The organism is Phycicoccus sp. DTK01, assembly GCF_017312765.1.
Classification (GTDB): domain Bacteria; phylum Actinomycetota; class Actinomycetes; order Actinomycetales; family Dermatophilaceae; genus Phycicoccus; species Phycicoccus jejuensis.
Genome location: NZ_BOPU01000003.1, coordinates 270796 through 291660 on the forward strand (window position 1 = coordinate 270796; position 20865 = coordinate 291660).

Annotated in this window: 15 protein-coding genes and 1 tRNA gene; 11 read left to right on the forward strand and 5 right to left on the reverse strand. The window is 73.9% G+C overall.

What is annotated here, in order from left to right; all coding sequences use genetic code 11:
• The first annotated feature begins 16 nt into the window (after window positions 1-16).
• Entirely contained in the window at window positions 17-1231 is a 1215-nt protein-coding gene (locus J3473_RS08810; protein WP_242525781.1) for a M20 family metallopeptidase, read from the forward strand.
• Window positions 1232-1685: 454 nt separating this feature from the next.
• Here J3473_RS08810 and J3473_RS08815 read toward each other — a convergent pair.
• Together J3473_RS08815 and thpR are read right to left on the reverse strand one after the other, a co-directional pair.
• Window positions 1686-1759: transfer RNA gene (locus tag J3473_RS08815), tRNA-Arg, on the reverse strand.
• Window positions 1760-1957: 198 nt separating this feature from the next.
• Window positions 1958-2524, reverse strand: coding sequence for an RNA 2',3'-cyclic phosphodiesterase (gene thpR / locus J3473_RS08820; RefSeq protein WP_207022772.1), 567 nt, complete (start codon window positions 2522-2524; stop codon window positions 1958-1960).
• Between the two features lie 69 nt (window positions 2525-2593).
• On the opposite strand from thpR, the gene J3473_RS08825 reads away from it, so the two are divergent.
• The 6 genes from J3473_RS08825 (at window position 2594) to J3473_RS08850 (ending at window position 10374) form a co-directional block, all read left to right on the forward strand.
• On the forward strand, window positions 2594-4300 hold the full coding sequence (locus J3473_RS08825) for a dynamin family protein (RefSeq protein ID WP_207022773.1): 1707 nt from the start codon (window positions 2594-2596) through the stop codon (window positions 4298-4300).
• Window positions 4297-5961 (forward strand): GTPase, encoded by a 1665-nt coding sequence (locus tag J3473_RS08830; protein WP_207022774.1) that lies wholly within the window; start codon window positions 4297-4299, stop codon window positions 5959-5961. Before J3473_RS08825 ends, J3473_RS08830 begins: the two co-directional genes overlap by 4 nt.
• Before the next feature lie 174 nt (window positions 5962-6135).
• Window positions 6136-6639: a single-stranded DNA-binding protein gene (locus tag J3473_RS08835; RefSeq protein WP_207022775.1), complete on the forward strand. Its 504-nt coding sequence runs from the start codon at window positions 6136-6138 to the stop codon at window positions 6637-6639.
• A 61-nt stretch (window positions 6640-6700) separates the two neighbouring features.
• Window positions 6701-8383, forward strand: coding sequence for an energy-dependent translational throttle protein EttA (gene ettA, locus J3473_RS08840; RefSeq protein ID WP_030527462.1), 1683 nt, complete (start codon window positions 6701-6703; stop codon window positions 8381-8383).
• A 42-nt stretch (window positions 8384-8425) separates the two neighbouring features.
• Window positions 8426-9421: a glycosyltransferase family 2 protein gene (locus J3473_RS08845; protein WP_207022776.1), complete on the forward strand. Its 996-nt coding sequence runs from the start codon at window positions 8426-8428 to the stop codon at window positions 9419-9421.
• Window positions 9418-10374: an NAD-dependent epimerase/dehydratase family protein gene (locus tag J3473_RS08850; protein ID WP_207022777.1), complete on the forward strand. Its 957-nt coding sequence runs from the start codon at window positions 9418-9420 to the stop codon at window positions 10372-10374. Before J3473_RS08845 ends, J3473_RS08850 begins: the two co-directional genes overlap by 4 nt.
• Window positions 10375-10391: 17 nt before the next feature.
• On the opposite strand, the gene J3473_RS08855 is transcribed toward J3473_RS08850, so the two are convergent.
• Both J3473_RS08855 and J3473_RS08860 read right to left on the reverse strand, forming a co-directional pair.
• Entirely contained in the window at window positions 10392-11117 is a 726-nt protein-coding gene (locus J3473_RS08855; protein WP_207022778.1) for a class I SAM-dependent methyltransferase, read from the reverse strand.
• A gap of 68 nt (window positions 11118-11185) precedes the next feature.
• The gene (locus tag J3473_RS08860) at window positions 11186-11842 is read right to left on the reverse strand and encodes a TetR/AcrR family transcriptional regulator (RefSeq protein ID WP_030527458.1); all 657 of its coding nucleotides are present in this window, start codon (window positions 11840-11842) and stop codon (window positions 11186-11188) included.
• A gap of 93 nt (window positions 11843-11935) precedes the next feature.
• On the opposite strand from J3473_RS08860, the gene J3473_RS08865 reads away from it, so the two are divergent.
• Entirely contained in the window at window positions 11936-13081 is a 1146-nt protein-coding gene (locus tag J3473_RS08865; RefSeq protein WP_207022779.1) for an acyl-CoA dehydrogenase family protein, read from the forward strand.
• A 186-nt stretch (window positions 13082-13267) separates the two neighbouring features.
• Here the strand turns inward: J3473_RS08865 and fabG are convergent, their stop codons facing one another.
• The gene (gene fabG, locus J3473_RS08870) at window positions 13268-14023 is read right to left on the reverse strand and encodes a 3-oxoacyl-ACP reductase FabG (RefSeq protein WP_207022780.1); all 756 of its coding nucleotides are present in this window, start codon (window positions 14021-14023) and stop codon (window positions 13268-13270) included.
• Window positions 14024-14212: 189 nt separating this feature from the next.
• On the opposite strand from fabG, the gene glgX reads away from it, so the two are divergent.
• The 3 genes from glgX (at window position 14213) to treZ (ending at window position 20817) form a co-directional block, all read left to right on the forward strand.
• Window positions 14213-16363 carry a glycogen debranching protein GlgX gene (gene glgX / locus J3473_RS08875; protein WP_207022781.1) on the forward strand — a complete coding sequence of 717 codons (2151 nt, stop codon included), beginning with the start codon at window positions 14213-14215 and terminating at the stop codon, window positions 16361-16363.
• Between the two features lie 3 nt (window positions 16364-16366).
• Window positions 16367-18889: a malto-oligosyltrehalose synthase gene (treY, locus tag J3473_RS08880; RefSeq protein ID WP_207022782.1), complete on the forward strand. Its 2523-nt coding sequence runs from the start codon at window positions 16367-16369 to the stop codon at window positions 18887-18889.
• A gap of 134 nt (window positions 18890-19023) precedes the next feature.
• Window positions 19024-20817, forward strand: coding sequence for a malto-oligosyltrehalose trehalohydrolase (gene treZ / locus J3473_RS08885; protein ID WP_256437938.1), 1794 nt, complete (start codon window positions 19024-19026; stop codon window positions 20815-20817).
• Window positions 20818-20865 lie beyond the last annotated feature (48 nt).

Genomic DNA, 20865 nt, shown 5'->3' on the forward strand with positions numbered 1-20865 from the left:
TGGCAGGGTGGGCCGGGTGACCGCCTCCCTCGACACCGCCCACCGCCTCGGACCCGACCTCGTCGCGCTGCGCCGCCGGCTGCACCGGATGCCGGAGATCGGGCTGCACCTGCCCGACACGCAGGCGGTCGTCCTCGAGGAGCTCGCCGGGCTGGACCTCGAGGTGACGACGGGGGAGGGGCTGTCGTCCGTCGTCGCCGTGCTGCGCGGGCGGGCGCCGCACGCGGGGGAGCGCCCGGTCGTGCTGCTGCGCGGCGACATGGACGCGCTGCCGGTCACCGAGGAGGTCGACGTCGACTACCGCTCCGAGCGGGTCGGGGCGATGCACGCCTGCGGCCACGACCTCCACGTCGCCGGGCTCGTGGGTGCGGCACGGGTGCTGCACGAGCTGCGCGACGAGCTCGTCGGCGACGTCGTCCTGATGTTCCAGCCCGCCGAGGAGGGTCCCGGCGGCGCGGAGCCGATGATCGCCGAGGGGCTGCTCGAGGCCGCGGGCCGTCGGGTCGACGCCGCCTACGCGGTGCACGTCTACTCGGCCGACCACCCGCGGGGCACGTGGTTCGGCCGGCCCGGGCCGCTCATGGCGGCCGCCGACGAGCTGTTCGTCGACGTCCGCGGCGTCGGCGGGCACGGGTCGGCGCCCGAGCGGGCCAAGGACCCGGTGCCGGTGGCCTGCGAGATCGTCCTCGCGTTCCAGAACGCGCTGACCCGGCAGTTCTCGATCTGGGACCCGGTGGTGCTCACCGTCGGCAAGGTCGCTGCCGGGACGAAGGACAACATCATCCCGGACGACGCCCGCATCGAGGCGACGCTGCGGACGTTCTCGGCGCAGCAGCGGGCCAAGGCGCACGCGGTCTTCTCGCGCCTGGCCCAGGGGGTCGCGGCCGCGCACGGGCTGCGGGCCGAGGTGACGATCGCCAACGGGTACCCCGTGACCGTCAACGACGAGACCGAGTTCGACGTCGCGCGTTCGGTGGTGCTGGACCTGTTCGGCGCCGACCGGTGGGCCGAGATGGCCAACCCCGAGGCGGGCTCGGAGGACATGTCGTTCGTCCTCGAGGAGGTGCCGGGCGCGTACCTCAACGTGTCGGCGTGCGCGCTCGAGGACCACACCCTCGCCGAGGACAACCACTCGCCGCGCGCCGCGTTCGACGACTCGGTCGTGCCCGACGTCGCCGCCGCGCTCGCCGAGATGGCGCTGCGGCGCTCGCGGATGCTCGCCGGGGGCTGACCCGCCGGACGGGTCGAGATGGAACCCGACCGTCAGAGGGTCTCCTTCCACCTCGACCGCGCTGGGGTGTGCCGAGTCGAGGTGAAACCCGACCGTCTGCCGGTCTCCTTTCACCTCGACCGCGCTGGGGGATGCCGGGTCGAGGTGAAACCCGACCAGCAGCCGGTCTCCTTTCACCTCGACGCGCGCTGGGGTGTGCCGGGTCGAGGTGAAACCCGACCGTCAGCCGGTCTCCTTTCACCTCGACGCGGATGATGGGCGCATCGGGTCGAGGTATCCCGCCGTGGTGAGGCATCGCCCGGATACCTCGACCCGTCGCTGGGGCGCCCCCGGGAGGGGCGCCTCCGGCAGGATCCGCCGTCGGGCTCTCCGCTCCTTCGTCGCGGCGAGCCCTCCGGCTCCCGTCGTCCCGCCGGGGTCGCCCGCTCCGATGCGCTCCGCGCATCCGGATCGGCGCCCCCGGCAGGACTCGAACCTGCGACCTCGAGATTAGAAGGCTCTTGCTCTATCCAGCTGAGCTACGGGGGCCGGGCGCCGTCGAGGCGCCGGCCCACAGTGTAGGGACCGCCCCGGGCCGAACCCCATCACCGACTTCTTGCGAGTTCCGCCGGTCGACGCGCCGTCCGCGCGGCGTGTCGGCGGCGGAACTCGCAAGAAGTGGGGAAGGAGACGCGGAGGACGACCGAGATGCCAGGAGGACCGGAGCGGGCGGGGCGAAGCGGGCGGTCAGCCGGCGGTCTGGGCGCCGAGGGCGCACCGGGCCACGACCTCGTGCCGGGGCCGGTGGCCGCGCTCGGTCGGGAGGTGCGAGTGGACGACGACGACCTCGTCGGCGACCCACTGCGGCCCGCGGTAGGTGTCGAGGACGCGCAGCCAGCGCGTCGGGTCGACCGGCCGCGGGAAGCGCCCCAGGGTGAGGTGCGGCACGAAGGGACCGCCCTCGGGTGCAGCACCGACCACCGCGGCCGCGGAGCGCACGGCGCGCGACAGGGGCTCGAGCGAACCGCCGTCCTCCACACCGGTCCACAGCACGCGGGCGCGCGTCGGGTCGGGGAAGCACCCTCCGCCCGCCAGCCGCAACGACAGCGTGGAGCGCTCTGCCGCAACGGACTCCACTGCGTCGACGAGCGGTTCGAGCACGTGCGCGGGCATGCCGCCGGCGAACGCGAGCGTGAGGTGCCACTGGGCGGGCGACCCCCATCGGGGGCCCTCGACGTCACGGCGGGGCTCGAGGAAGGAGTCGAGGTCCTCGACGACCTCGGGGGGCGGCAGGACCGCGACGAAGACGCGCACGAGCGACATCATCGTCCGCGAGCACGGCGAATGGACGACCGGACACGGAAGCCTCTATAGGATTCGAGGGTGGGTGCGGACCGGGACGTGGAGGGCGTGGTCTCTGCCGTCGAGGGGCTGCGGGCCGCTGTCGACGCAGCGACGCTCCCGCTCGACGTCCCGGGGAGGGCCGAGGCCGAGGTCACGCGGCGGCAGCTGCTCGACCAGCTGGACGACTACGTGCTGCCCCGCCTGCGCTCGCTCGACGCCCCGCTGCTCGCCGTCGTCGGCGGCTCGACGGGCGCCGGGAAGTCCACGCTCGTCAACTCCGTCGTGGGCGAGGCGGTCAGCCGCTCCGGCGTGCTCCGGCCGACGACGACCTCGCCGGTGCTCGTCCACCACCCCGACGACGGACGTTGGTTCGAGGACGCCCGCGTCCTGCCGGGCCTCGCCCGGCTGACCGGCCACGACCCCGGAGAGGACCAGCCGGGCACGGTGCGCCTCGTCGCGTCGCCGGCGCTGCGGCCCGGTCTCGCGCTCCTGGATGCTCCCGACATCGACTCCGTCGTCTCGGCCAACCGCGAGCTCGCGACCCAGCTGCTCGGCGCGGCCGACCTGTGGCTGTTCGTCACGACGGCCGCGCGCTACGCGGACGCCGTGCCGTGGGACCTGCTGCGCACCGCGGCCGACCGCGGCACCGCCGTCGCCGTCGTGCTCGACCGGGTGCCGCCGGAGGCCGTCGACGAGATCCGGCCGCACCTCGCGTCGATGCTGCGCGACCAGGGCCTGCCGACCGCACCGGTGTTCACGGTCCCCGAGACGCCCCTCGACGACGCCGGCCGCCTGCCCGCCGAGTCGTTCGCCCGCCTGCGCTCCTGGCTCGAGGCGCTCGCCGGTGACGCCCGGGCCCGCGACATCGTCGTGTCGCAGACGCTGCGCGGCGCCGTCGCCTCCCTCACCGGTCGCGCGGACGAGCTCGTGGCCGCGAGCCGCGAGCAGGACGCCGCCCGTGACGCCCTCGAGGCCGCCGCCGTCGACGCGTTCGGCGCCGGCCACCGCCGGGTCGCCGACGGGATGACCGACGGCACGCTGCTGCGCGGCGAGGTGCTGGCGCGCTGGCAGGAGTTCGTGGGCACGGGCGAGTTCTTCCGTCAGGTCGAGTCCACGGTCAGCCGATGGCGCGACCGCATCACCGCCGCCGTCACCGGCCGCACCGCGCCGGCCGAGGGGCTGGGCGAGGCCCTGCACACGGGGGTCGCCGCGATGCTGCTCGCCAACCTCGAGTCGGCGCAGGCCGACACCGCCCGCACCTGGCGACGGTTGCCGGGCGGCCCGGCGGTCCTCGCCGACGTCCCTCCCGGGTCCAGCGCGGGCGGCGACGCCTCCGCCGTCGAGCGCCTCGTGCGCGACTGGCAGGGCGAGGTGCTCGAGCTCGTCCGCACCGAGGGCAAGGGCCGGCGCACCAACGCGCGGGTCGCGGCCTACGGCGTCAACGCGATCGGGCTGTTCCTCATGCTCGTCGCCTTCGCGCAGACCGGTGGCCTCGTCGGGGCCGAGATCGGGATCGCCGGGGGCACGTCGGTGCTGGCCCAGCGCGTGCTCGAGGCCATCTTCGGTGACCAGGCCGTCCGCGACATGGCGGCGAAGGCGCGCGCCCGGCTGCTCGAGCTCGCCGACGACCAGTTCGCGCAGGAGCGCGAGCGCTTCACCACCGCGCTGGCCGCGCACGCCGCGCCGGCCGGGCAGGCCGACGCCATCGCCGCGGCTGCGGCGCGCCTGCGGAAGGCACGCCCGTGAGCCCCCTCCTCAAGGGCCGGGCGCACGGCGCCACGGTGTCGCCCGAGCGCCTCGCCGCCGCCTCCGGCGCGCTGGCGGCGGCCGTCGACGCCGGTGGCCGCGAGCTGCCCGCGACCGAGTCCGCACGGGCGGCGCAGGTCGTCGCCAAGGTGGGGCAGCGCACGGGCATCGCGGGTGCCCACACGGTCGTCGCGCTGGCCGGCGCCACCGGCAGCGGCAAGTCCTCGCTCTTCAACGCGATCGTCGGCGCCGACGTCGCCACCGTCGGGGTGCGCCGCCCCACGACCTCGACCCCGACCGCCGCCGTGTGGGGTGACGAGCCCGCCGGGGAGCTGCTCGACTGGCTCGGCGTCGGCTCGCGCCACCTCGTCGAGGGGGAGGGGCCCGGCGGCCAGCTCGGCACGCTCGAGGGCCTCGTGCTCCTCGACCTCCCCGACGTCGACTCCCGCGAGAGCAGCAACCGCGACGAGGCCGCCCGGGTGCTCGAGCTCGTCGACCTCTTCGTCTGGGTCACCGACCCCCAGAAGTACGCCGACGCCCGCCTCCACGACGACCACGTCGCCGCGCTGGCGGCCCACGAGGCCGTGACGGTCGTCGTCCTCAACCAGGCCGACCGGCTCGCGGCCGAGGACGTCACGCGCTGCCGCACCGATCTCGTGCGCCTCATGGAGCGAGACGGCGTGCCCGGCGCGACGGTGCTCGCGACCTCCGTGGCCAGCGGCGCGGGCCTCGACGAGCTGCGCCAGCGGCTGGCCAACGCCGTCGCGAGCCGGGCCACCGCCCGCGCCCGCCTCGCGGCCGACGTCCGCACGGTGGCCGGCTCCCTCGGGGGCGCCGTGGCCGACGCCGAGCCCGAGGTCGACGACGCGACCCGCGCCGAGCTGCTCGAGGCGCTGGCCCGGGCGGCGGGCGTGCCCACCGTCGTCGACGCCGTCGTCCGGGACTACCGGATGGAGGCCGCGTCCCGCACCGGGTGGCCGCTCAGCCGCTGGGTGCACCGGCTGCGGGCCCGGCCGCTGCGTCGGCTGCGGCTCGACGGCCGCGACGTGCGGGTCACCGAGTCCGACGTGCGCTCCGTGCTCGGCCGCTCGTCGCTGCCCCCGCCGACCCCGGCCGCCCGGGCCGCGGTCGCCCTCGCCACCCGTCGGGTCGCGGACCGCGCCGGCAGCGACCTGCCCGTGCCGTGGTCGGAGGCCGTCGAGCGCGCGGCCACGCCGGCCGGCCCCGAGATCGGTGACGCGCTCGACCAGGCCGTCGTCGGCACCTCGCTGCACGCCCGGCCCCCGGTCTGGTGGCGGGTCGTGGGCGTCCTGCAGTCGCTGCTGGCCGCGGCCGCCCTGGTGGGACTGCTGTGGCTGTTCGCGTACGTCGTCGCCGGGTGGCTGCAGCTCGACACGGTCGTTCCCGACGTGCCGCGGGTCGGGGCGCTGCCGGTGCCGTTCCTCCTGCTCTTCGGCGGCCTGCTGCTCGGGCCGCTCCTCGCGCTGCTCGCGGCGTGGCTGGCGGCGGTGGGGGCCCGACGGCGGGGTGCGGTGATGGACGCGCGGCTGCGCGCGTCGATCGCGCGCGTCGCCGACGCCGAGGTCCTCGCCCCGGTGCGGCTGGTGCTCGAGCGCCACGCCGCGACCCGCACGGCCCTGCGCCGCGCCGCGGAGGTCTGAACCGGCCCGCTCGCGGCCTCGGTGCCCCGGTGCCTCTCGGTCGGCGTCGTCCACAGGCGCGCCCGTCCATCACCGTCGTCCACAGATCGTGCTCGACCCGTTGTCGCCGTGCACCGTGGAGCCGAGGGTGGTCCCGAGGGGTCCCGACGGACGGGACCCGGGGAGGAGCACACGATGTACGAGACGCACGTGACGGTCCAGGGGCGCCTCGTGGCCGACCCCGTCGTCAAGCAGGGCCGCGCCGGGCCGTTCACGGTCTTCCGCATCGCCCAGTCCGAGCGGCACCAGGACCGCTCCGAGCCCGGGCGGTGGACCGACTCCGAGCCCAGCTACTACGACGTCACGGCCTACCGCACCATGGGCGACAACGCGTCGCGGTCGCTGCGCAAGGGGCACCCGGTCGTCGTCACCGGCCGGCAGCGGGTGCGCCAGTTCCGGCGCGACGACGGCTCGTCCGGCGCGGTCGTCGAGATCGCCGCAGACGCCCTCGGGCACGACCTGCGGTGGGGCAGCACCAATTACACCCGCAACGGCGACCTCGCGCCCGCCCTGCCGGCGAGCGGGTTCGGCGACGCGCTGCGCGACGCCTACGAGGTGGTCGGCGAGGACGACGGGCACCGGGCCGCGGCGGCCGACACCGGGCCGCTCGTGCCCCCGGCCCGCGAGGACGCCGCCTGAGGGCGCGGCGGCGGGCGCCGCGGATTCGGGCAGGGGGTCCCGGCTCGTTAGGCTGGGGCCCATGCCCGAGTTCATCTACGTGATGTCGCGTGCCCGCAAGGCGCACGGCGACAAGGTCATCCTCGACGACGTCACGCTCTCGTTCCTGCCCGGCGCCAAGATCGGCGTCGTCGGACCGAACGGCGCCGGCAAGTCGTCCGTCCTCAAGATCATGGCCGGCCTCGACCAGCCGTCCAACGGCGAGGCGCGACTGACCCCGGGCTACACGGTCGGCATCCTCATGCAGGAGCCCGAGCTCAACGAGGAGAAGACCGTCCTCGGCAACGTCGAGGAGGGCGCCGGCGAGATCAAGGCGAAGGTCGACCGCTACAACGCGATCTCCGCCGAGATGGCCGAGCCGGACGCCGACTTCGACGCGCTGATGGCCGAGATGGGGCAGCTGCAGGAGGCCATCGACGCCGCCGACGCCTGGGACCTCGACTCCCAGCTCGAGCAGGCGATGGACGCGCTGCGCTGCCCGCCGCCGGACGCCGACGTCACCGTCCTCTCCGGTGGTGAGCGCCGCCGCGTCGCCCTCTGCAAGCTGCTCCTGCAGAAGCCCGACCTGCTGCTCCTCGACGAGCCGACCAACCACCTCGACGCCGAGTCCGTGCTCTGGCTCGAGCAGCACCTCGCGAGCTACCACGGCGCCGTCGTCGCCGTGACGCACGACCGGTACTTCATGGACAACGTCGCCGAGTGGATCCTCGAGCTCGACCGCGGCCGCGCCTACCCCTACGAGGGCAACTACTCGACCTACCTCGAGAAGAAGCAGGCCCGACTGGCGATCCAGGGCAAGAAGGACGCCAAGCTCGCCAAGCGCCTCGCCGAGGAGCTCGAGTGGGTCCGTTCCAACGCGAAGGCGAAGCAGACCAAGTCCAAGGCGCGCCTCGCCCGCTACGAGGAGATGGCCGCCGAGGCCGAGCGCACCCGCAAGCTCGACTTCGAGGAGATCCAGATCCCGCCGGGGCCGCGCCTGGGCAGCAAGGTCATCGAGGTCAAGAACCTCACGAAGGGCTTCGGCGACCGCGTCCTCATCGAGGACCTCTCCTTCACCCTGCCGCGCAACGGCATCGTCGGGGTCATCGGCCCGAACGGCGTCGGCAAGACGACGCTCTTCAAGACGATCGTCGGCCTCGAGGAGGCCGACGGCGGCAGCGTCGACGTCGGCGAGACCGTCAAGATCTCCTACGTCGACCAGAGCCGCGGTGGCCTCGACCCGACGAAGAACCTCTGGGAGACCGTCTCCGGCGGCCACGACTACATCAACGTCGGCCAGGTCGAGATCCCCAGCCGCGCCTACGTCAGCCAGTTCGGCTTCAAGGGCCCGGACCAGCAGAAGAAGGCCGGTGTCCTCTCCGGTGGTGAGCGCAACCGCCTCAACCTGGCGCTGACGCTCAAGGAGGGCGGCAACCTGCTGCTCCTCGACGAGCCGACCAACGACCTCGACGTCGAGACCCTCGGCTCGCTCGAGAACGCGCTGCTCGACTTCCCGGGCTGCGCCGTGGTCATCAGCCACGACCGGTGGTTCCTCGACCGCGTCGCGACGCACATCCTCGCCTACGAGGGCACCGAGGCGAACCCGTCGCGCTGGTACTGGTTCGAGGGCAACTTCGAGGCGTACGAGAAGAACAAGGTCGAGCGCCTCGGTGAGGACGCGGCGCGTCCGCACCGCGTCACGTACCGCAAGCTGACCCGCGACTGACCGACGTCGCGACCCGTGTCGCCCGAGCCCTCCGGAGCAGCCGTGCCGTCCGATGAGCAACTCCCGCACCGGATCTCGGTCGTCGTCCCGGTGTACCAAGGGCGTTCGACGCTGCCCGCGCTCGTCACGGAGCTCGAGCCGCTGACGAGCGTCGGGACCACACCGGCCGGCCGCGCGTACGTCGTCGACGAGCTCGTGCTCGTCGACGACTGCGGCCCGGACGGCTCGGACGCCGTGGTCCGCGAGCTGGCCGCCGAGCACGACTGGGTGCGCGCCGTCTGGCTGAGCCGCAACTTCGGCCAGCACGCGGCGACGCTTGCCGGTATCTCGGCCTCGGGCGGCGAGTGGGTCGTGACGATGGACGAGGACGGTCAGCACGACCCGGCCGACATCGGCGTCCTGCTCGACGCGGCGATGTCCGAGCAGGCCGACGTCGTCTACGCCAGGCCGTCGAACCAGCCCCCGCACGGCGCCGCCCGCAACCTCGCCTCCCGGTCGGCCAAGTGGATCGTCGGGCGGATGGCCAAGGGCGCCCCGGCCGCCGACTTCAACAGCTTCCGGCTCGTCCTCGGGGAGGTCGCCCGCTCGGTCGCCGCGTACGCCGGGCCGGGCATCTACCTCGACGTCGCCATCTCGTGGGTGGCGCGCCGCACCACGACGGCGGGGGTCCCGATGCGCGAGGAGGGCGGGCGCCCCTCGGGCTACGACCTGCGCCGCCTCGCCTCGCACTTCTGGCGCCTCGTCCTGAGCAGCGGCACCACCCCGTTGCGCCTCGTCAGCGTCACCGGCGCGGCCGCCGTCGTCCTCGCCCCGCTCGTCGCGCTCGTGCTCGTCGTCGGGCGGGTGTCCGGCAGCTGGGAGGCGCCGGGCTGGACCTCGACGATGGTCCTGCTCATGGCCTCGACGGGCGCCATCCTCTTCGCGCTGGGCGTGATCGCCGAGTACGTCGGCATGGCGGTCAACATGGCGATGGGCAAGCCGCTGTACCTGCCGGTCCGCGACCGCCGCGACGGCCCGCTCGGGCGGGACCAGGCGTGAGCCCGGGCCCGTCCGGGCCGCCGCGTGCCTGGGTGGTCGGCTCCGGCGGGCTGGTCGGGCGCCATCTCGTCGGCGCCCTGCGCGCGGCCGGCCACGAGGTGGCCACCTCGCGGGTCCCGTGGGCCGACGAGGAGCGCTCGCTCGAGGTGCTGCGCCACGACCTCGACGATTATGTCCGGCGTGCCGACGGGGGTCCCTGGGTGCTCGCGTGGTGCGCCGGGGCCGGGGTGGTGGCCACCGGCGCGGACGCCCTCGCCGCCGAGCTGCGCGTCTTCGAGCGCTTCTGCGCGCTCCTGCCCGAGGACCCGGACGGCGACGGGGTCGTCGTCCTCGCGTCGTCGGCCGGCGGCCTCTACGCCGGGTCCGGGGCGCCGCCGTTCACGGAGGCCACCCCGCCCGCCCCGCTCGTGCCCTACGGCCGCACCAAGCTGGCGATGGAGGAGGCGCTGGCCGCCGCGGTCGCCCGCACCGGCAGCCGGGCCGTCGCCGCCCGGCTGGCCAACGTCTACGGACCCGGCCAGACGCTGGGCAAGCCGCAGGGGCTGCTGTCCCAGCTGTGCCTCGCGCACGCGATGACCCGCCCGCTGCCGGTCTTCGTCTCGCTCGACACGATCCGCGACTACGTCTACGTCGCCGACGTCGCGCAGATGCTCCGGCGCTGCGCCGACCTGGTCCGGGCGGAGGCGCCCGGCGTGCTCGTCCCCAAGGTCGTCGCCTCCGGGCGTCCGGTCACCGTCGGCCACCTCGTCTCGGAGGCCCGGCGGGTCTTCCACCGGCCGGTCCGCACGGCGATGGCGCCGGGCGGGGCCGGGCAGGTCCTCGACCTGCGCCTGGCGTCGGTGACGTGGCCCGAGGTCGACGTCCTCGCCTCGACCCCGCTTGCCGCCGGCCTGGCGGCGACGGCCGCCGACGTCCGCGCCCGGGTCGTCTCCGGCGGGCCGCTCGACGGCTGAGCCCGGCGGGGGCGCGGTCAGCCGACCCGCGTCGCCCCGACGAAGACCGACGAGCCGAAGGGGAGGTCGGTCCGCCGCAGGAGCGCTCGGTCGACTCGGCACATCGCGCGCAGCGTCGCGTTGAGCGGCCGCGGGACCTGCGGGACCTCGACGATGTCGGCGGCGCCGTCCGCGGTGCGGCCCGCCACCTTGCGGGCCGCGCGCTCGGCGACGAAGAGGGGGAAGACGGTGCCGAAGCCGTACGTCGCGCGCTCGACCCGGAAGCCGGACCGCTCGAGGGACGCGACCGCGCGCCGTCTCGTGTAGCGGCGGTGGTGGCCGTTGGCGACGTCGAAGTCCGACCACGCCCAGGTGTAGGCCGGCACCGACATGAGGAAGCGCCCGCCCGGCCGCAGGACGCGGCGCACCTCGGCGAGCGCGTCGGCCTCGGGGGCGCAGTGCTCGATGACGTCGAAGGCGGCGACGGCGTCGAAGGAGGCGTCCTCGAAGGGCAGGGCGAGCGCCGAGCCGCAGACCCCGTTCGCGGCGAGGCCGCGGGGGTCGATGTCGAGGGAGGCGGTGCGCCCCACGGCCTCCCGGAACCAGGCGGCGCTCGGGCCGTCCGCGCTGCCGAGGTCGAGGGCGGTGTCGGCCCCGTCGACGAGGTCGCGCAGGGCGACCTCGAGCAGGTCGGCCCGCGCGACGTACCACCAGTAGTCGGGGGTCGCGATCGAGGGGGATCCGCCGTGGCCGTGCTCCGTCACCGCGTCAGGCTATCGGCCGGAGAGGGCCGGTCCGCGCAGCGGCCGGGGCGCCCGGTGCGGGCGAGGGGTCAGCGGCGCCCGCCGGCGAGGCGCACGGCGAGGTCGCCGTAGGTGCGTTCGACCATCTCGGGGGTGCGTCGGCCGCCGGGGACGTACCAGCGGGCGACGTCGATGGCCATCGACAGCAGGGCCAGCGCGGTCGTGGGGACGTCCTCGACGTCGAGCTCGCCGGACTCGACGCCGTCGCGCAGCACGTCGGCGACGACCCGGTCGATCTCCTTGCGCAGGTCGATGACCTCGGCCTGGTGCTCGAGGGAGAGGTGACGGAACTCGAACTGGACGATCCGGCCCAGCTGGTGGTGCTCGGCGTGCCAGCGCGAGAACCCGCCGATGATCGCGCGGAGGGCCTCGGTGGGGGAGGCGGCGTCGGAGGCCGCGGCGACGAGGAGGTCGCGGGCCCGGGCGTGGCCGCGCCGGCTGATCTCGAAGAGCAGCTTCTCCTTGGACGAGAAGTGCACGTAGACGCCGGCGGGGGAGAGGCCGGCCCGCGAGGCGATGTCGCGCGTCGTCGTCGCGGGGAAGCCGTTCTCGGCGAACGCGTCGGCGGCGGCGAGCATCACCCGCGTCGCGGTGTCGCCGACGTCGGTGGCGCCACCCGGCCGCCCGCCCTCGGGCGCGAGCGCGGCGAGGACGGCGGTCTCGGTCGCAGGAGTGGTCGCGGGCACGGTTGACAGCATGCCGCACCGGCGTCAGACTAAGCAAGCGCTTAGTCAACGGTGGCGTGCCGCCGCCGTCCGCCCACCGAGCCGAGGAGCCGCATGCCCCGCAACGTCTACGCCGCCGAGCACGAGGACTTCCGCGCCTCCGTCGCCGAGTTCGTCGAGCGCACGCTCAAGCCGCGCGCCGAGCAGATGCTCGAGGTCAAGGCCGTCGAGCGCGACATCTGGAAGGAGGCCGGCAAGCAGGGCCTCTTCGGCCTCGACATCCCCGAGGAGTTCGGCGGGATGGGGGCCGAGGACTACCGCTTCAACGCGATCGCGGCCGAGGTCATCGCCGGCTTCAACTTCGCCGTGTCGTCCTGCTTCGGCATCCACTCCGACGTCTGCCCGCCGTACATCGTCGACCTCGGCACGCAGGAGCAGAAGGAGCGCTGGCTGCCCGGCATGGCCAACGGCGAGCTCATCGCCGCCATCGCGATGACCGAGCCCTCCGGCGGCTCCGACCTCGCGGCGCTGAAGACCACCGCCGTGCGCGACGGCGACCACTGGGTCCTCAACGGCAGCAAGACCTTCATCACGAACGGCTACCAGGCCGACCTCGTCATCGTCGCGGCCCGCACCGACCCGTCCAAGGGCGCCAAGGGCATCACCCTGCTCGTCGTCGAGGAGGGGATGGAGGGCTTCACCCGCGGTCGCAAGCTCGACAAGGTCGGGCAGGAGGAGGCCGACACCTCCGAGCTGTTCTTCGAGGACGTCCGCGTCCCCGACGCCAACCGGCTCGGCGAGGAGGGCATGGGCTTCATCGCGATGATGCAGCGCCTGCCCCAGGAGCGCATCGGCGCCGCCGTCGCCAACACCGCGCACGCCTTCCAGATCTTCCGCGAGACCGTTGAGTACACCAAGGAGCGCAAGGCGTTCGGGCAGCCCGTCGGCTCGTTCCAGCACAACAAGTTCAAGATGGCCGAGCTGCTGACCAAGCTCGAGGTCACCCAGGCCTACGTCGACGACTGCATCGCCGCGCACGCCGAGGGCAGGCTCACCCCGGTCGACGCCGCGAAGGCGAAGTGGTTCTCGGCGCAGGTGCAGAACGAGGTGCTCGACGAGTGCGTCCAGCTGCACGGTGGCTACGGCTTCATGAACGAGTACCGCGTGGCCCGCGCCTGGCGCGACGCCCGCGTCTCGAAGATCTGGGCCGGCTCGAACGAGATCATGAAGGAGCTCATCGGCCGCGACCTCGGCCTCTGAGCACCTGACACCACGACGCCCCCGGACCGCAGCGGTCCGGGGGCGTCGTGGCGTCCGTCCGGTCAGGGTCTCGGCGGCCCGGTGGTGCCGAGACCCCGGTTCGTCCACGAGACCCCGGTTCGGAACCGGGGTCTCGCGGACATTTCGGGGTGACCCCGAAAAGGGGAGACGGGTGGGGAGCAGAGGTCAGTCGAGGGGGCCGCCGGCGACGTAGATGACCTGGCCGGACACGAAGCCGGCCTCCTCGGAGACGAGGAAGGAGATCGTCGCGGCGATGTCGGCGGGCTGCCCGACGCGCGCGACGGGGATCTGCGACGCCGTGTGGGTGAGGAAGTCCTCGAACGAGACCTTGAGCCGCTCGGCGGTCGCCCGCGTCATGTCGGTCTCGATGAAGCCGGGCGCCACGGCGTTCGCGGTGACGCCGAACTTGCCGAGCTCGATCGCGAGGGTCTTCGTGAAGCCCTGGAGGCCGGCCTTGGCGGCGGAGTAGTTGGCCTGGCCGCGGTTGCCCTGCGCCGAGGACGAGGAGAGGTTGACGATGCGCCCGTATCGCTCCTGCGTCATGTGCGCCTGGCAGGCCTTGGTCATGAGGAACGCGCCCTTGAGGTGCACGGCCATCACCGAGTCCCAGTCGCCCTCGGTCATCTTGAAGATGAGGTTGTCGCGGATGATGCCGGCGTTGTTGACGAGGACGACCGGCGGGCCGAGCTCGTCGGCCACCCGCGCCACGCCGGCCTCGACGGCGGCCGCGTCCGAGACGTCGACGCCCACCCCGAGCGCGCGGCCCCCGGCGTCGCGGATGCGCCCGGCGACCTCCTCGCAGGCGGCCTCGTCGAGGTCGAGGACGGCCACGGCGAACCCGTCGCGGGCCAGCCGCTCGGCGGTGGCGGCACCGATCCCGCGGGCGGCTCCGGTGACGACGGCGACGCGCTGGTCGGACATGGGGTTGCTCCTCGGGGTCGGGGGGTAGGGCTGGCCCGACAGTAACCGAGACCCGTGACGAGGGTTCGACGGCTTGGTCCGTCGCGTCGCACGTCACCGGTAGGTTGAGTAGTCCGCAGCGGCCGGTCGGCCGCGCGACGCCGGCAGCGCCGCTGGCCCTGCAGCGACACCCCACGAAAGGCATCACCTGTGGAGATCTGGCCCGGCACCTCCTACCCCCTGGGCGCCACCTACGACGGCTCCGGCGTGAACTTCGCGCTGTTCAGCGAGGTCGCCGAGCGTGTCGAGCTCTGCCTCATCGACGACGACGGCGCCGAGACCCGCATCGACCTGCCGGAGGTCGACGGCTTCGTCTGGCACGGCTACCTGCCGGCGATCCAGCCGGGGCAGCGCTACGGCTACCGCGTCCACGGCCCGTACGAGCCCGAGAACGGGCACCGCTGCGACCCGAGCAAGCTCCTCCTCGACCCCTACGCGAAGGCCGTCGAGGGCCAGGTCGAGAACGACCCCGCCCTGTTCAGCTACGACTTCGACGACCCCGAGGTCCGCAACACCGACGACAGCCTCGGCAAGACGATGCTCGGCGTCGTCATCAACCCGTACTTCGACTGGGGCCACGACCGCCCGCCGCGTCACGAGTACCACGAGAGCGTCATCTACGAGGCGCACGTGCGGGGCCTGACGATGACCCACCCCGAGATCCCCGAGGAGATCCGCGGCACCTACGCGGCCCTGGGCCACCCGGCGATCGTCGAGCACCTGACGAAGCTCGGCGTGACGGCCATCGAGCTCATGCCGGTGCACCAGTTCGTCCAGGACACCTCCCTGCAGGCCAAGGGCCTGACGAACTACTGGGGCTACAACACGATCGGCTTCCTCGCGCCGCACAACGCGTACGCGCGCGCCGACCGCGGCGAGCAGGTCACCGAGTTCAAGGCGATGGTCAAGGCGCTGCACGAGGCGAACATCGAGGTCATCCTCGACGTCGTCTACAACCACACCGCCGAGGGCAACGAGATGGGCCCGACGATCAGCTTCAAGGGCATCGACAACGCCGCGTACTACCGGCTCGTCGACGACGCCAAGGAGCACTACTACGACACGACGGGCACCGGCAACAGCCTGCTCATGCGCCACCCGCACGTGCTCCAGCTGATCATGGACAGCCTGCGCTACTGGGTCACCGAGATGCACGTCGACGGCTTCCGGTTCGACCTCGCGGCGACGCTGGCGCGCCAGTTCCACGAGGTCGACAAGCTCTCGGCCTTCTTCGACCTCATCCAGCAGGACCCGGTGATCAGCCAGGTCAAGCTCATCGCCGAGCCCTGGGACGTCGGCGACGGGGGCTACCAGGTCGGCGGCTTCCCGCCCCTGTGGACCGAGTGGAACGGCAAGTACCGCGACACCGTCCGCGACTTCTGGCGCGGGGAGCCGGGCTCGCTCGGCGAGTTCGCCTCGCGCCTCACCGGTTCGAGCGACCTCTACGAGCACAACGGCCGCAAGCCGATCGCGAGCATCAACTTCGTCATCGCCCACGACGGCTTCACGCTGCGGGACCTGGTGTCCTACAACGAGAAGCACAACGAGGCCAACGGCGAGGACGGCCGCGACGGCGAGAGCCACAACCGCTCCTGGAACTGCGGCGTCGAGGGCGAGACCGACGACCCGGAGGTGCGCGCCCTGCGCCGCCGCCAGCAGCGCAACTTCCTCGCGACCCTCCTGCTCAGCCAGGGCGTGCCGATGATCGCGCACGGCGACGAGATCGGCCGCACCCAGCAGGGCAACAACAACGTCTACTGCCAGGACAACGAGCTCTCGTGGGTCGACTGGGACCTCGACGACGAGCAGCGCGACCTCTTCGCCTTCACGAGCGCGGTCGCGAAGCTGCGCAGCGAGCACCCGGTCTTCCGCCGGCGCCGCTTCTTCGCCGGCAGCGCCGACCACGGCGGCCAGTCCGAGCTCGGCGACATCGCGTGGTTCCAGCCGAGCGGTCAGCGCATGGGCGACGGCGACTGGAGCGACGGCGAGGCGCGGATGATGACCGTCTTCCTCAACGGCGAGGCCATCCCCAGCCCGGACCTGCGCGGCCGACCGGTCGTCGACGACGACTTCCTCGTCCTGTTCAACGCCGACCACGAGGACCACGAGTTCGTGCTGCCCGGCGACGAGTGGGGCGAGCGCTGGTGTACCGAGATCGACACCGCCGCCGACAGCGTCGAGCCCGAGTGGCACGACGCGGGCTCGACGGTCACGGTCTCGGCGCGCTCGGTCATCGTCCTGCGCGACCCCCGCGAGGTGCTCACCCCCGCGGCGGGAGCGGCCGGCGCGACGAGGGTCTGACCCGTGGTGGCCCACCGCCCCGACCCCTCCCGCGTCGTCCCGACGGCGACCTACCGGCTCCAGGTCCACGGCGGGTTCGGCTTCGACGACGCCGCGGCGCAGGTCCCGTACCTGGCCTCGCTCGGCGTCTCGCACGTCTACCTCTCGCCCATCCTCCAGCCCGCGCCGGGGTCGATGCACGGCTACGACGTGCTCGACCACACGCGGATCAGCGAGGAGGCGGGCGGGCGCGAGGCGTTCGACCGGCTCGTCGCGGCGTGCCGTGGGGCCGGGCTCGGCGTCGTCGTCGACGTCGTCCCGAACCACATGGCCGTGCCCTCGCCGGAGCACCTCAACGCGCCGTTCTGGTCGCTCCTGCGCGAGGGCCGACGCTCGCCGTACGCCGGCTGGTTCGACGTCGACTGGGTCGCCGAGGACGACCGCATCCTCATGCCCGTGCTCGGCGCGTCGCTCGAGCAGGTCCTCGACCGTGGTGAGCTCGTCCTCGCCGCGGACGGCGGCCCGGGCGGGGCCGACCCGGTGCTGCGCTACTACGACCACGAGTTCCCGGTCGCGCCCGGCACCGAGGAGCTCCCGCTCGCCGAGCTCGTCGAGGCGCAGGCCTACCGGCTCTCGAGCTGGCGCGAGGGCGACGCCCTCAACTACCGGCGCTTCTTCGACGTGACGACGCTCGTCGCCGTCCGCGTCGAGGACCCCGTCGTCTTCACCGCGACGCACGCCCTGCTGCTCGCGCTGCACGGGCACGGCCAGGTCGACGGCTTCCGCATCGACCACCCGGACGGCCTCGCCGACCCCGGCGGCTACCTCGAGCGGCTCGCCGACGCCACCGGCGACGCGTGGGTCGTCGTCGAGAAGATCCTCGAGGGCGAGGAGCGGCTGCCCGACGCGTGGCGCTGCGCCGGCACGACCGGCTACGACGCGCTGCTGCGCGTCCAGCAGGTGCTCACGCCGGCCGACGAGACCGGCACGCTCGACCGCCTGTGGGCCGAGGTCGCCCCGGGGGAGGAGTCCCTCGAAGGGGTCGTCCAGGAGAGCAAGCGGCTCGTGGTGGACGACGTCCAGGCCGCCGAGGTCGACCGGCTGATGCGCCTGGCGCGCCGGGTCGTCCCGGACGCGGACGCCGTCGCCGTCCGCCGTGCCCTCGAGGCGCTGCTCGTCTCGATGGACCGCTACCGCGCCTACGTCGTGCCCGGTCGGGGTGTCGACCCCGAGCAGGCCGCGGTCGTCGACGACGCCGCCGCCCGCGCGCGGGGCATCCTCGCGCCGAGCGACGAGGACGCGCTCGACCTCGTCGTGCGCCTGGTGCTCGACCGCGAGGTCCCCGAGGCCGCCCCCGACACCGGCCGGGTCGCCGACGAGCTGCGCGTGCGCTTCCAGCAGACCTGCGGGCCGGTCATGGCCAAGGGCATCGAGGACACCGCGTTCTACCGGTGGTTCCGGCTCTCGGGGGCCAACGAGGTCGGCGGCCACCCCGAGGTCCTCGCCTCCGACGTCGACGCCTTCCACGCGTGGTGCGCCCGGCAGCAGGCCGAGTGGCCGACGTCGATGACGACGCTGACCACGCACGACACGAAGCGTTCCGAGGACACCCGGGCCCGTCTCATGGTCCTCGCCGAGGACGCCCGCGGCTGGGAGCAGTGGCTCGCCCACGCCCGCGAGCTCGCGGCGCAGTACCGCACCGAGCGCGTCGACGCCCCGACCGAGTACCTCGTGTGGCAGACGCTCGTCGGGACGTGGCCGGTCAGCGGGGCGCGCCTCGAGGAGTACCTCCTCAAGGCGGTGCGCGAGTCCAAGGTCCACACCGCCTGGGTCGACGGCGACGAGGACTACGAGTCGGAGGTCGTCGCGTTCGCGCGGGCCGTCGGGCGCGACCTCGCCGTGCACGAGCACCTCGACGCGTGGACCGGGCCGCACGAGGCCTCGGTGCGCGCGAACATCCTCGGGCAGAAGCTCGTCCAGCTGACGATGCCCGGTGTCCCGGACGTCTACCAGGGCTGCGAGATCGGGATGCTCGCGCTCGTCGACCCCGACAACCGTCGGCCCGTCGACTGGTCCGACCGCGCCGAGCGGCTCGCGCGGGTCGACGACGACGAGCCCTGCTTCGACCTCGACGACGACAAGATGCGCCTCACCGCGCTCGCGCTGCGGCTGCGGCGCGAGCACCCGGAGGCGTTCGTCGGGCCGGACGCCACGTACGAGCCGGTCGACACCGGCAGCGAGCACGCGCTGGCCTTCGCCCGCGGCGACGCCGACGGCGCCCGCGTGCTCGTCGTCGTCACCCGCGCCGCGGGCCGGCTCGCCGACGCCGGCGGGTTCGGCGACGCCGCGCTCGAGGTGCCGGCGGGGGAGTGGACCGAGGTGCTGTCGGGCCGTCCCGTGGCCGCCGGAGCCGCGCCGCTCGAGGGGCTGCTCGCCGACCGTCCGGTCGCCCTGCTCGTCCGGCAGGACCCGGAGGCCGAGGCCGATGACGCTGGCGTGGAGGACGCCGGCGCCGACGACGACACCGCGGAGGGACACCCGTCGTGAGCGAGCACGTCATCGAGGTGTGGGCGCCGAGCGCGACCCGCGTCGACATCGAGTGGTCCCCGGTCCCCGGGTCGGACGGTGTGCAGGAACCGACGAATGTGTCGAAAGATGCACACGCGGACGAGGGGTCCGGTGTGCAGGAATCGACACATTCGTCGGAAGACGCACGGGTGGAGGCCGAGCGGCGGCGGGAGCCGATGGAGGCCGCCGACGACGGGTGGTGGCGCTGGACGCCGCCGTCCGGCAGCGGCGAGCTCGACTACGCGTTCGTCCTCGACGGCGAGGAGCCCGCGCTCCCGGACCCGCGCAGCGCGTGGCAGCCCGAGAGCGTGCACGGCCGCAGCCGCACGGTCGACCCGGCGTCCTTCCCGTGGACCGACTCCGCCTGGCGCGGCCCGCGCGACGGTGCCGGCGTCCTCGGGGGCGTCGTCTACGAGCTGCACGTCGGCACCTTCACGGCCGAGGGCACCTTCGACGCCGCCGTGGACCGCCTCGACCACCTCGTCGCCCTCGGGGTCGACGTCGTCGAGGTGATGCCCGTCGCGGCCTTCCCGACCGACCGCGGCTGGGGCTACGACGGCGTCGGCCTCTACGCCGTCCAGGACGCGTACGGCGGCCCGCACGCCTTCGCGCGGTTCGTCGACGCCTGCCACGCGCGCGGCCTCGGGGTCTGCCTCGACGTCGTGCACAACCACCTCGGGGCGAGCGGCAACTACCTCGCGCGCTTCGGGCCGTACTTCACCGAGGCCCACCACACGCCGTGGGGCGCGGCGGTCAACCTCGACCACGAGGGCTCCGCGCAGGTCCGCCGCTTCCTCGTCGGCAACGCGCTGCGCTGGTTCCGCGACCTCCACGTCGACGCGCTGCGCCTCGACGCCGTCCACGAGCTCAAGGACGACTCGCCGCGGCACTACCTCGCCGAGCTCTCGGACGCCGTCGCCGCGCTCGCGGAGGAGCTCGGCCGCCCGCTCGAGCTCGTCGCCGAGTCCGACCTCAACGACACCTCGATGGTCAGGCCCACCGCCGACGGCGGGCGCGGGATGACGGCGCAGTGGGACGACGACGTCCACCACGCCCTCCACGTGGCGCTGACCGGCGAGACCCAGGGCTACTACGCCGACTTCGGCGGCACCCCGGGCAGTGGCGAGGAGGGCCCGCTCGCGGTGCTGGCCAAGGTGCTGACCCGCGGCTTCCTCCACGACGGGACCTTCTCGTCCTTCCGCGACCGCCCCTGGGGCGCTCCCGTCGACCGCGAGCACCTCGACGCCCGGCGCCTGCTCGGGTACCTGCAGACCCACGACCAGGTCGGCAACCGGGCCACGGGCGAACGCATCTCGGCTCTCGTGGCTGACCCCGCGCTGCAGGCGGCCGGCGCAGCCCTGTACCTTCTCGGCCCGACCACCCCGATGCTCTTCATGGGCGAGGAGTGGGCCGCCTCGACCCCGTGGCAGTTCTTCACGAGCTTCGCCGAGGACTGGCTCGCCGACGCCGTGCGCGAGGGGCGCCGGGCCGAGTTCGGCTCGCACGGCTGGTCGGCCGACGCCGTGCCCGACCCGCAGGACCCCGCGACCCGCGACCGGTCGGTCCTGCGCTGGAGCGAGCTCGATGACGCCGACCACGCGCGGATGCTGCGCTGGTACACCGACCTGACGACCCTGCGGCGGGGGCTGCTGCCGGCCGGCCCGACGCGGTTCGCCGACGTCGAGGTGTCCTTCGACGAGGACGCCCGCTGGCTCGTCCGCCGCCACGCCCCGGCCGGCGGCGACCCCTACGCGGTCGTGGTGACGCTCGGGGAGGACGGCGCCGACGTGCCGGTCGCCGGCGCCGCCGAGGTCCTGCTCGCCTGGGGCGACGGGGTCGAGGTGGACGCCGACCGGGTCGGGCATCGTTGCCGAAGCGTGTCCGTCGTGCGCGTGGAGCGGTCCTGACCCGCGGCTAGGGTGCCGCGGGGGCGGAGGGTCCGCCCGCGGGAGGAG

What these genes read in the sequence shown, in the direction of transcription:
- ettA (WP_030527462.1), top strand. Translation starts at nt 6,701, where the DNA reads ATGCCCGAGTTCATCTACGTGATGTCGCGTGCCCGCAAGGCGCACGGC.
- fabG (WP_207022780.1), bottom strand. Translation starts at nt 14,023, where the DNA reads ATGTCCGACCAGCGCGTCGCCGTCGTCACCGGAGCCGCCCGCGGGATC.
- J3473_RS08835 (WP_207022775.1), top strand. Translation starts at nt 6,136, where the DNA reads ATGTACGAGACGCACGTGACGGTCCAGGGGCGCCTCGTGGCCGACCCC.
- J3473_RS08865 (WP_207022779.1), top strand. Translation starts at nt 11,936, where the DNA reads ATGCCCCGCAACGTCTACGCCGCCGAGCACGAGGACTTCCGCGCCTCC.